Source organism: Paenibacillus sp. S25 (genome assembly GCF_019454085.1).
GTDB classification, from domain to species: Bacteria; Bacillota; Bacilli; order Paenibacillales; family Paenibacillaceae; genus Paenibacillus; species Paenibacillus polymyxa_B.
In genome coordinates, this window is the sequence record NZ_CP073683.1 from 4514140 (window position 1) to 4525000 (window position 10861).

Annotated in this window: 7 protein-coding genes, 11 tRNA genes and 2 rRNA genes (1 of these 20 cut by a window edge); all 20 read right to left on the reverse strand. The window is 48.4% G+C overall.

Annotated elements, in window-relative coordinates:
• Window positions 1–7: 7 nt before the first annotated feature.
• Entirely contained in the window at window positions 8–1147 is a 1140-nt protein-coding gene (gene tgt, locus KAI37_RS19665) for a tRNA guanosine(34) transglycosylase Tgt (protein ID WP_013311575.1), read from the reverse strand.
• A gap of 20 nt (window positions 1148–1167) precedes the next feature.
• Window positions 1168–2196: a tRNA preQ1(34) S-adenosylmethionine ribosyltransferase-isomerase QueA gene (gene queA, locus KAI37_RS19670; protein WP_028542424.1), complete on the reverse strand. Its 1029-nt coding sequence runs from the start codon at window positions 2194–2196 to the stop codon at window positions 1168–1170.
• A 7-nt stretch (window positions 2197–2203) separates the two neighbouring features.
• Complete coding sequence (locus KAI37_RS19675; protein ID WP_220030070.1) at window positions 2204–4297, reverse strand: SpoIID/LytB domain-containing protein; 2094 nt, start codon at window positions 4295–4297, stop codon at window positions 2204–2206.
• 229 nt (window positions 4298–4526) lie between these two features.
• Window positions 4527–5534, reverse strand: coding sequence for a Holliday junction branch migration DNA helicase RuvB (gene ruvB / locus KAI37_RS19680; RefSeq protein WP_013372650.1), 1008 nt, complete (start codon window positions 5532–5534; stop codon window positions 4527–4529).
• Between the two features lie 50 nt (window positions 5535–5584).
• On the reverse strand, window positions 5585–6199 hold the full coding sequence (gene ruvA, locus KAI37_RS19685) for a Holliday junction branch migration protein RuvA (RefSeq protein WP_076294393.1): 615 nt from the start codon (window positions 6197–6199) through the stop codon (window positions 5585–5587).
• A complete protein-coding gene (gene ruvC, locus KAI37_RS19690; RefSeq protein ID WP_220030071.1) occupies window positions 6196–6699 on the reverse strand; it encodes a crossover junction endodeoxyribonuclease RuvC in 504 nt (167 codons plus the stop codon). The genes ruvA and ruvC overlap by 4 nt, the downstream gene beginning before the upstream one ends.
• A 230-nt stretch (window positions 6700–6929) precedes the next feature.
• Window positions 6930–7634, reverse strand: coding sequence for a BofC C-terminal domain-containing protein (locus KAI37_RS19695; RefSeq protein WP_071642557.1), 705 nt, complete (start codon window positions 7632–7634; stop codon window positions 6930–6932).
• Between the two features lie 114 nt (window positions 7635–7748).
• A tRNA-Pro gene (locus tag KAI37_RS19700) sits at window positions 7749–7822 on the reverse strand.
• A 7-nt stretch (window positions 7823–7829) separates the two neighbouring features.
• Window positions 7830–7909, reverse strand: a tRNA-Leu gene (locus KAI37_RS19705).
• Window positions 7910–7921: 12 nt separating this feature from the next.
• Window positions 7922–7998, reverse strand: a tRNA-Arg gene (locus KAI37_RS19710).
• A 5-nt stretch (window positions 7999–8003) separates the two neighbouring features.
• Window positions 8004–8078: transfer RNA gene (locus KAI37_RS19715), tRNA-Gly, on the reverse strand.
• Window positions 8079–8113: 35 nt separating this feature from the next.
• Window positions 8114–8189 (reverse strand) — tRNA-Lys (locus KAI37_RS19720).
• A gap of 28 nt (window positions 8190–8217) precedes the next feature.
• Window positions 8218–8294 (reverse strand) — tRNA-Asp (locus tag KAI37_RS19725).
• Between the two features lie 26 nt (window positions 8295–8320).
• A tRNA-Met gene (locus KAI37_RS19730) sits at window positions 8321–8397 on the reverse strand.
• A gap of 29 nt (window positions 8398–8426) precedes the next feature.
• Window positions 8427–8502: transfer RNA gene (locus tag KAI37_RS19735), tRNA-Val, on the reverse strand.
• Window positions 8503–8512: 10 nt separating this feature from the next.
• Window positions 8513–8584 (reverse strand) — tRNA-Glu (locus tag KAI37_RS19740).
• 17 nt (window positions 8585–8601) lie between these two features.
• Window positions 8602–8693, reverse strand: a tRNA-Ser gene (locus KAI37_RS19745).
• A gap of 3 nt (window positions 8694–8696) precedes the next feature.
• Window positions 8697–8772 (reverse strand) — tRNA-Asn (locus KAI37_RS19750).
• 19 nt (window positions 8773–8791) lie between these two features.
• A 5S ribosomal RNA gene (rrf, locus tag KAI37_RS19755) occupies window positions 8792–8908 on the reverse strand.
• Window positions 8909–9059: 151 nt separating this feature from the next.
• Window positions 9060–10861 (reverse strand): 23S ribosomal RNA (locus KAI37_RS19760) (it continues 1129 nt past the right edge of the window).

Sequence of the window (10861 nt, forward strand, 5' to 3'; positions counted from 1 at the left end):
CTAAAACTTAAAAGCCTTTATCATTATCATGAAGACCATACTGCTCAAAAAATTCATCTCGGAAATCAAGCAGCCTGTCATCCATAATCGCTTGTCTGACATTACGCATCAATTGTATTAAGAAATGCAAGTTATGATACGTTGTCAGTCGGAGCCCGAAGGTTTCATCCGCTTTAATCAAATGCCGCAAGTAAGCACGTGAATAATTGCGACAGGTATAACAATCACAAGCGGGATCGAGCGGGCCAAAATCACTTGCATATTGGGCATTGCGAACGACAAGACGACCTTGGCTGGTCATCGTTGTCCCGTTGCGAGCAATTCGCGTTGGAAGTACACAATCAAACATATCCACACCACGGATAGCGCCTTCAATCAAGGCATCCGGAGAACCTACGCCCATCAAATATCTTGGCTTGTTGGTGGGAAGCAGAGGAAGCGTGTAATCTAGCACTTCATACATCAAATGTTTCGGTTCACCTACGCTCAGTCCACCAATAGCATACCCCGGGAAATCCATGGAAGTCAAATCCGCAGCGCTTTGCTTGCGTAGATCTTCATGCATGCCTCCTTGTACAATGGCAAACAGCCCTTGATCATGAGGACGCGCGTGTGCCTCCAAACAACGCTCAGCCCAACGGCTGGTACGTTCCAGTGACTTTTTCACATACTCATATTCAGCCGGAAATGGCGGGCATTCATCGAAGGCCATCATAATATCTGAGCCAAGCGAGTTTTGTATTTCCATCGCCACTTCAGGCGAAAGAAACTTCTTATCTCCATTTAAATGAGAGCGAAAATGAACACCCTCCTCTGAAATCTTGCGCATTTCACTTAAGGAAAACACCTGGAATCCACCGCTGTCCGTTAAAATAGGGCGATCCCAATTCATAAACTTGTGCAGTCCACCCGCTTCACGAATAATATCGTGGCCGGGACGAAGAAACAAATGGTACGTGTTACTCAAAATAATTTGAGCATCCATCGCTTTCAGTTCCTCAGGACTCATCGTTTTAACAGTAGCTTGAGTTCCCACAGGCATAAAGGTTGGTGTCTCAATAACTCCATGAGGTGTGTGTACACGCCCAAGACGGGCTCCCGATTGCTTGCAGGTTTTAATATGTTCGTATCTTATTGCTGGTGCCATATTTTCTCTACCATCCTTAATTAATAAATGAACATTGCGTCCCCGAAGCTGAAAAACCGATATTGTCGGTCAATCGCCTCCTGGTAAGCATGCATAATATTCTCCCTGCCCGCCAGTGCGCTGACCAGCATAACCAAGGTGGATTTAGGCAAATGAAAATTCGTAATCATCGCATCCACCACACGGAATTCATAGCCTGGATAAATAAAAATCTGTGTCCAGCCACTACTGGCCTCTAATACTCCATCTAGGAATTTATTGCCCACCGTTTCCAGCGTCCGGCAACTGGTCGTCCCCACCGCCACGACTCTTCCGCCGCGCGCCTTGGTTTCATTGAGTACATCCGCTGTTTCCTGTGACAATGAATAGTATTCTTCATGCATCACATGTTCTTCAATCGTATCCACAGACATCGGTCTGAACGTCCCTAAGCCAACATGAAGTGTGATAAAGGCAACGGTAACGCCCTTCTTTTTAATCTGGTCCAGCAATTCTTCTGTAAAGTGCAGCCCTGCCGTTGGAGCCGCAGCAGAACCTTCATGCCGAGCATAAACTGTCTGATAACGCTCGCGGTCATCCAGTTGTTCCTTGATATACGGCGGAAGCGGCATCTGCCCCAGACGGTCCAAGATCTCCTGGAAAATACCGTCATATGAAAATGAAAGTACCCTTCCGCCCATATCTCCTTCTTCCTCAATTACTGCTTTAAGCTCATCACCGAAAACGATAACAGCACCCTTTTTCAGCTTTTTACCAGGTTTCACCAATGCTTCCCATCGGTCCCCTTGCAGTTGCTTAAGCAGTAAAACTTCAGCCTTTGCTCCCGTATCTTCCTTGATGCCAAACAAGCGTGCAGGAATCACTCTCGTATCGTTTAACACCAGCGTATCCCCTGGTTGAAGATACTGCACAATATCCGAAAACGTATGATGACCCACTTCACCGTTATTTTTGTTTAACGTCAGTAATCTGGAAGCGCTCCGATCCAGCAAAGGTGTCTGTGCAATTAATGTTTCAGGCAGTTCAAAATCGTAGTCGTTTACGTTCATATATTGGTCAGTCCTTAACTATATCCACATTTTTGTAATAGTGTTGCAAAATTTTCTTGTAATCATACCCCTGCTCGGCCAAACCGTTGGCACCCCATTGGGATAAGCCCAAACCATGACCATTTCCTTTACCTGTAAAAATAAAGCTTTGTGTTTTGTCAATGACCCGTGCATGACGATCTTCATTCATGACGATCACCCCGTTACCACTTGAAGTACTGCTGCCAGATGCGGACAGGATTTGAGTGCCTTGTGTACCACTTACATGAGAAGTAGCCCCATCAGCGCCTAATACAGTATAACTTCCGGTACTCGCAATATCAAACAGTGTGCTCGGGAGTCCGCCCATCGCTGAGCGAAACATATCCGGATATTTCACTTTCAAAGGGGATCCGTTCGCTTCAACCTCCAACACTCGCCCTGATGGACCACGTTTAGTGACATCGAGGTGATTAATAGAGGAAGGCACTGTGCCCGTGACTTTCCCTTGCAGGGATTTAGCAAGCTGAGCTGACGTAAAGGGCCCCCGCACCCATGCATAGTCTCCGGACTGAGGCACCTTTTCCAATACAATTATCTCTTCGCCCGGCTGCGCCTTGGCTATTGGTGTAACTGTCGATTGGATTTGGGGAATAGGACGCACATTTGTATTTTCCGCAGTGACGGTTATTTTGTCTAACCCCGCTTCTGTGACACCCTCCAGTTCCTTAGCATTATCCTCACGAATATAACCTGTCTTGCCACTGGAGAGAAGTACATGATACCATTCCTGTGCTCCTTTTTGTGCCGAAGTATCCCCCGAGCTGTCTACGCTGGCAAAGGCTTCGCCACCACTGTTCCACACCTCGGAAGCATCTGCTGTGACACCGCCCGCATTAGATGAAAATACAGCTTCGACCACTTTGCCGCCACTTTTAATGACTTCACCAGCTGTTGCATCTACAGCCTCATTGACATTGGCATGTTCCGAGCTCTTACCGTTGTAAGCCTGGCTTAACGTACCATCTACTACATTTCCGATCTGAAACCGATTGCCTTGGGCAAGCGCGTAGCTACGAGCCGCTACCGCTTGAGCCTTGAGCGCTTCATCTGGCCATGAGGAATAGACCTCTGCTCCTACCACGGAATACAAATACTGCTCCAAAGGAACTTCGTTCACAAGCGCCAGCTGGCCTGACGTCATGCCAATCTCCATCTGGCCGCGATATGTACGCTGTGATCTCTCCATCACTTGTATTCCATTATTACCGCCATTGACAGTTACCTTGCTATTATCAGAACCACTTAGCATGTAATGAGACATCACCTGCGAGCCGGTCGTGACTCCTGCTTCCTGTCTTATAATGAGGCCGGTTTGAGTAGCATTAACTTTGGACAGCGTGAGTCTTGGTTGCTTGCTCTCCAGCTCTGTTTTCAAAGCCGACAGCTTGCTGTCATTACTTTCTTCTCCAACCCATACAGCATACTGGCCCCTTGATTGAATCACAGTAAAAGCATCAAAGCCTGCCGCAGCAATTGTCGTTCGAACGAGATTAGCTTCCTGCTCGCTTCCGTAGCTTCCTGTGGACCAATGCTTGTTTCCCTTAACCTCGGGCTGCGCTCCGGTTGCGGAGGAAATCCGCTGTACAGCAGCCTGCGCAGATTGTTCACTAGCATATGTTCCCGCGTACACTTGATACACAGAGCTACCATTTTTTGAACCGATAAAAACCGTAGGTTTATCATTAGTCTTTTGCAGGGCTTGGGCCGCTTTTATCGCCGCTGCTTCATTTCCTTCAAGTACCTTCACCCGATAGCTGTCTACACTAAAACGAGCGGTACTGTCTGGCAGTCCCATCCAAGTTTGAAAACTGCCTCCACTGTTCTGTCCAACACTCAGACCTCCTGATGATTTCAAGGTTACAGCGGGGACGGTCGCTTTATATTTGCTACCTAGATCCGCAAAAATCACTACTCGAATATCCTCTTGGGCGGCAGCAGCGTGAACGCCCGAAGACCAAGGTATGCACACTGTAGCTAATACCATAATCGCTGCTGCTCGTTTGGCCCGGCCCATCCATGCACCGAAAATACTTTTTCGGTTAAATGCTTCTCCACTCATTTCTGGCTCCCCCAATCTAGCTGTCTAGCACTTATATTGCGTAATTTATTGGGATCTCGACCCTTGTCTGTCCCTCTAAATACATCGGCGGAATAAACCAAAATATGAACCCGCTCGAATCTTACTTACACTCTCACTTCCCTCAATCATCCGTCAGCCGATATCGTATTCATCATACTTGCGTGTAACCATGCAATGATTTTTTTTAAAAGTGAATCATGTTTCCTAATCACCGTGGATCCGTTGGCATCGGGATTCCAAGGTGGGCATATGCCGCCGGAGTCACTGTTCGTCCCCGAGGTGTTCTTTGTAAAAGACCAATTTGTAACAAATAGGGTTCATACACATCCTCAATTGTCTGACTCTCTTCACCAATAGTTGCAGCAATTGTGTCCAATCCTACAGGTCCGCCTCGGAATGAATGAATCATGGCCTTAAGCATTTTATGATCAATTTCATCAAGCCCGAGTGGATCTATTTGAAGCCTCTTTAGCGCCTCTGCAGCTAACTCAGAATGAATAATACCGTCTCCGGCAACCTGGGCAAAATCACGCACCCTTTTTAACAGTCGGTTGGCAATACGCGGTGTCCCCCGTGAACGCAATGCGATTTCCTCTGCCGCATCACCGACAATTTCAATCTCCATAATATCCGCGTTCCTGGACACGATGTAAGCCAGCTCGTCTGTCGTATAAAACTCTAAACGACTAATAACACCAAACCGGTCACGCAATGGCGCAGAGAGCAGCCCAGCGCGCGTAGTGGCCCCTATAAGGGTAAAGGGTGGCAAATCCAGACGGACCGAGCGTGCACTCGGGCCTTTACCAATCATAATGTCCAGCGCAAAATCCTCCATCGCAGGGTACATGACTTCTTCCACCGTACGATGAAGGCGATGAATCTCATCAATGAACAAAACATCACCCTCTTGAAGATTGGTCAGCAACGCTGCCAAATCTCCCGGTCTTTCAATTGCAGGACCTGAAGTTGTACGCAGATTAACCCCCAACTCATTGGCGATAATGTTAGCAAGAGTTGTTTTACCCAACCCCGGCGGTCCGTATAACAGTACATGGTCCAACGCTTCTTTACGCATTTTGGCCGCTTCAATATATACTTTCAGATTTTCCTTAACCTGATTTTGCCCGATATATTCATTTAGATAACGGGGGCGAAGGCTTAGCTCCGCCGTCTGGTCTTCCATCATCAAATTGGCGGAAATAATCCGGTCATCCATATTCCATCGCTCCTCTTTCCACCAGACATTTGTTAACGGACATCATCGTCCTATCCGGCAAACAACAGTTGCAAAGCCCGCTTCATCAAAATATCAGCAGATTCATCAGGTTTCGCATCTTTCTTCATTCTGCTCCATACCTTATCCAATTCAGCATCAGTGTAACCCAGCGCCTTCAGCGCCTCACGGGCCTCGCCCCAATATGAACCTTCGCCTTCTTCTACGACAGGCTCAGCAAACAATCCGGTTGCCATTCCCAACGAGCCAATACCGTCCAGCTTGTCTTTCAAATCCAGAATCATACGTTGTGCCGTCTTTTTACCGATCCCCGGTAACTTGGTGAGAAATGTGATATTCTCCTGATAAATCGCCGTTACCACATGAGCAGGCGTACCGCCTCCTAAAATACCAAGCGCAACACGCGGTCCAATACCAGATACATCAATCAGTTTACGGAACAGCTGCTGCTCCTCACGGGTCGGAAAACCGAACAGTAAAATAGCATCTTCCCTTACATGATGGTGAATGTAAATAACCACTGGACCTTCAGTTTTGGCGAACGCGTAAGGATTCGGACAAAATACTCGGTACCCTACACCCTGCACATCTAAAACGACATATTCATTTTCCAAATGGGCTACAGAACCACGCAAGAAATCTATCATTTTCGCAATACCTCATTTAATTTTGAATTTAGTCCATAAGAATGCGCATGACAAATAGCCACCGCCAAAGCATCCGCTACATCGTCCGGTTTGGGCACAATTTGAAGCTTTAGAAACATTCTAACCATTTCTTGTACCTGTTTCTTCTCAGCCTTTCCATACCCTACAATAGCCTGCTTTACCTGCATCGGCGTGTATTCACCTATAGGCAAATTACGTTGTTTTGCAGCTAGTACCAGCACCCCACGTGCCTGACTTACAGACATAGCGGTTGTAACGTTGCGATTAAAAAAGAGCTTTTCCAGTGCTACTGCATCAGGTTTATATTTATCTATTAATTGCAACATGCCTTCATACACATGAAGCAGCCTTTCTTCTTCCGGTGTATGGGCCTCCGTCTGGATGCAGCCATACTGTACAGGAACTACCTTGCTGCCAATCTTGTCTACAAATCCGAAGCCCACAATGGCAATGCCCGGATCAATTCCTAAAAAACGCAAAAAAATCTCTCCCCTATCGCTCAAACATGGCGTAACTAAACAATAGCCAGACGTTATTCTTCATATAATCATAGCCAAATACCATATAAAGCGAACATATGTGTCGTTCTTTTCATTATAACAAAACTTTGTATCTAATAGAGGAAAAAATTTAAACGTGAGTAAAAACATAAAAAGAGACGCTTCAAGCCTCACCTCATGGGCAATGCCTAACGTCTCCGTAGTTGTAATCAATAGTGCTGCTTTAATACCCTTTGTGTTCGCTCCACGGCAAAGTCACTAAAAGTGGAGATTACACTGTTATACTCATTTATATCCTGTACACGGATCCCCTGCTGAAGTTGTTTATACACCCCTTCTGGCAAGGCCGTCTCCATGGAACCCACATCCAATTGAAAAAAAGTGCGGATAACTTTTTCTCTTTTAGGTAGCCCTTCATACAATGTAAGCTGGCCGTCAGTGCTCAAACCCATGTATCCACGCTCTTTGCATGACTCTGACAAGTCTTCCACCCTGCGCTCCAGCCACACCTCTCCTTTGGTATTAAGTCGTCCCTTCCAATCGGGATGTTGCTTCAGTAAGGTCTCTAGCTGCTGTGAACTTAGTGTTCCCAAGGAAAGTGTTTCCGTACCACATACGTAGGTGGTTAATAGACGGGTCTTCCTGCTTATACCGGAAGCACGAATACTTTGCAATAGTTGCGTCTGTGAAGAGTGATCTTCAGTTGGACTGAGATGTGAAGCCTCCTCCACGCTCTCCTCTGCCATGACGGTAGTAGCGAGTGGCTGTGACAACATAGCCTGCAAATAATTCGAAAACAGAATACCCAACCCTGCCAGCAAACAAGCCGCACCAAAAATGCTACAAGCCCACACTGTTCTTCTCCACTGTTTCCAGCGCCGTTTCATCTGTTTTTTCCAACTTAATCGCTTCACAGTAATCCCTTCCGTCCCACTTTTTGTGTTAGTGTGACCTGACGATTACTGATTTATACAAAAAGATATTAATATAACAAAAAAGCCGCTGCTTCCAGCGACTTTTCTTTTGAATCGGGATGACACGATTTGAACATGCGACCCCCTGGTCCCAAACCAGGTGCTCTACCAAGCTGAGCTACATCCCGAAATAGATGCCGGTGAGAGGACTCGAACCTCCACGGTTTCCCTCACGATTTTGAGTCGCGCGCGTCTGCCAATTCCGCCACACCGGCTTATGAAGTTAATGGCGCGCCCTGAGAGATTCGAACTCCCGGCCTTTTGATTCGTAGTCAAACGCTCTATCCAGCTGAGCTAAGGGCGCAAATATGGAGCGGACGACGGGAATCGAACCCGCGACCCTCGCCTTGGCAAGGCGATGCTCTACCGCTGAGCCACGTCCGCAATATCATTATATCCATGACATATAAGTTCATGAATGGTGAGCCATGAAGGACTCGAACCTTCGACACCCTGATTAAAAGTCAGGTGCTCTACCAACTGAGCTAATGGCTCCCAACAGGGTAATATAACTTTGTAAAAATGGCGGAACTGACGGGATTCGAACCCGCGATCTCCTGCGTGACAGGCAGGCATGTTAGGCCTCTACACCACAGTTCCATAGCAGTTTACATTCAAAAGTTAATTGGTTGCGGGGGCAGGATTTGAACCTGCGACCTTCGGGTTATGAGCCCGACGAGCTACCGAACTGCTCCACCCCGCGATAATATTAGGGACTGCTATTTAAATAAATGGTGGAGGCTGAGGGGCTCGAACCCCCGACCCTCTGCTTGTAAGGCAGATGCTCTCCCAGCTGAGCTAAGCCTCCATACTACTTATGACCCGTAGGGGATTCGAACCCCTGTTACCTCCGTGAAAGGGAGGTGTCTTAACCCCTTGACCAACGGGCCATACAATAAAATAATTATGGCGGAGAGAGAGGGATTCGAACCCTCGAGACGCTTTTGGCGCCTACACGATTTCCAATCGTGCTCCTTCGGCCAACTCGGACACCTCTCCATATGGCTCCCCGAACAGGACTCGAACCTGTGACAACTCGATTAACAGTCGAGTGCTCTACCAACTGAGCTATCAGGGAATATTAATCATAAAACTCTGCTTGGCGACGTCCTACTCTCCCAGGACCCTGCGGTCCAAGTACCATCGGCGCTGGAGGGCTTAACGGTCGTGTTCGGGATGGGTACGTGTGGAACCCCTCCGCTATCGCCACCAAACATGAATTTGTTGAGCAAATTCTACCGTATGGTTATTCGGTTCATCACTTATCGTGTGAATGAATAGCCATGCGCTTGTCGTATGTCACTTGTACATACCTTCAAGGTTACACCCTGAAAACTGGATCCGAAACTCATTGCGTTTTATGCTTAGGATAAGCCCTCGACCGATTAGTATTGGTCAGCTCCATGCATTACTGCACTTCCACCCCCAACCTATCTACCTCGTCGTCTTCAAGGGGTCTTACTAATTGGGAAATCTCATCTTGAGGGGGGCTTCACGCTTAGATGCTTTCAGCGCTTATCCCTTCCGTACATAGCTACCCAGCGGTGCTCCTGGCGGAACAACTGGTACACCAGCGGTACGTCCATCCCGGTCCTCTCGTACTAAGGACAGCTCCTCTCAAATTTCCTACGCCCACGACAGATAGGGACCGAACTGTCTCACGACGTTCTGAACCCAGCTCGCGTACCGCTTTAATGGGCGAACAGCCCAACCCTTGGGACCTACTTCAGCCCCAGGATGCGATGAGCCGACATCGAGGTGCCAAACCTCCCCGTCGATGTGGACTCTTGGGGGAGATAAGCCTGTTATCCCCAGGGTAGCTTTTATCCGTTGAGCGATGGCCCTTCCATGCGGTACCACCGGATCACTAAGCCCGACTTTCGTCCCTGCTCGACTTGTAGGTCTCGCAGTCAAGCTCCCTTCTGCCTTTGCACTCTTCGAATGATTTCCAACCATTCTGAGGGAACCTTGGGGCGCCTCCGTTACTCTTTAGGAGGCGACCGCCCCAGTCAAACTGCCCACCTGACACTGTCCTCGCACCGGATCACGGTACCAAGTTAGAACCTAGATACGATCAGGGTGGTATCCCAAGGATGCCTCCTCTCAAGCTGGCGCTCAAGATTCAACGGCTCCCACCTATCCTGTACAGATCGTACCCAAATTCAATATCAAGCTGCAGTAAAGCTCCATGGGGTCTTTCCGTCTTGTCGCGGGTAACCTGCATCTTCACAGGTATTAAAATTTCACCGGATCTCTCGTTGAGACAGCGCCCAAGTCGTTACGCCATTCGTGCGGGTCAGAATTTACCTGACAAGGAATTTCGCTACCTTAGGACCGTTATAGTTACGGCCGCCGTTTACTGGGGCTTCGGTTCATAGCTTCGCCCCGAAGGGCTTACCACTCCCCTTAACCTTCCAGCACCGGGCAGGCGTCAGCCCGTATACTTCGCCTTGCGGCTTCGCACAGACCTGTGTTTTTGCTAAACAGTCGCTTGGGCCTTTTCACTGCGGCCCCCTCGGGCTATTCACCCTACCGAGGCACCCCTTCTCCCGAAGTTACGGGGTCATTTTGCCGAGTTCCTTAACGAGAGTTCTTCCGCGCGCCTTAGAATTCTCTTCTCGCCTACCTGTGTCGGTTTGCGGTACGGGCACCTTCTCCTGGCTAGAGGCTTTTCTTGGCAGTCTGAGATCATGACCTTCGCTACTACAATTTTCGCTCCCCATCACAGCCCAGCCTTAACGATGTGCGGATTTGCCTACACACCAGCCTCACTGCTTAGACGGACATCCATCAGTCCGCGTCACTACCCTACTGCGTCACCCCATCGCTCATAACGGATTACGGTGGTACAGGAATTTCGACCTGTTGTCCTTCGACTACGCCTATCGGCCTCGCCTTAGGTCCCGACTTACCCTGAGCGGACGAACCTTCCTCAGGAACCCTTAGGCTTTCGGCGGATCTGATTCTCACAGATCTTTTCGTTACTCATACCGGCATTCTCACTTGAATGCAGTCCAGCGCTCCTTACGGTACACCTTCAACCCGCATTCAACGCTCCCCTACCCCTGATGCATAAGCATCAAGCCATAGCTTCGGTGGTGTGTTTAGCCCCGTTACATTTTCGGCGCAGAGTCACTCGACCAGTGAGCTATTACGCACTCTTTCAA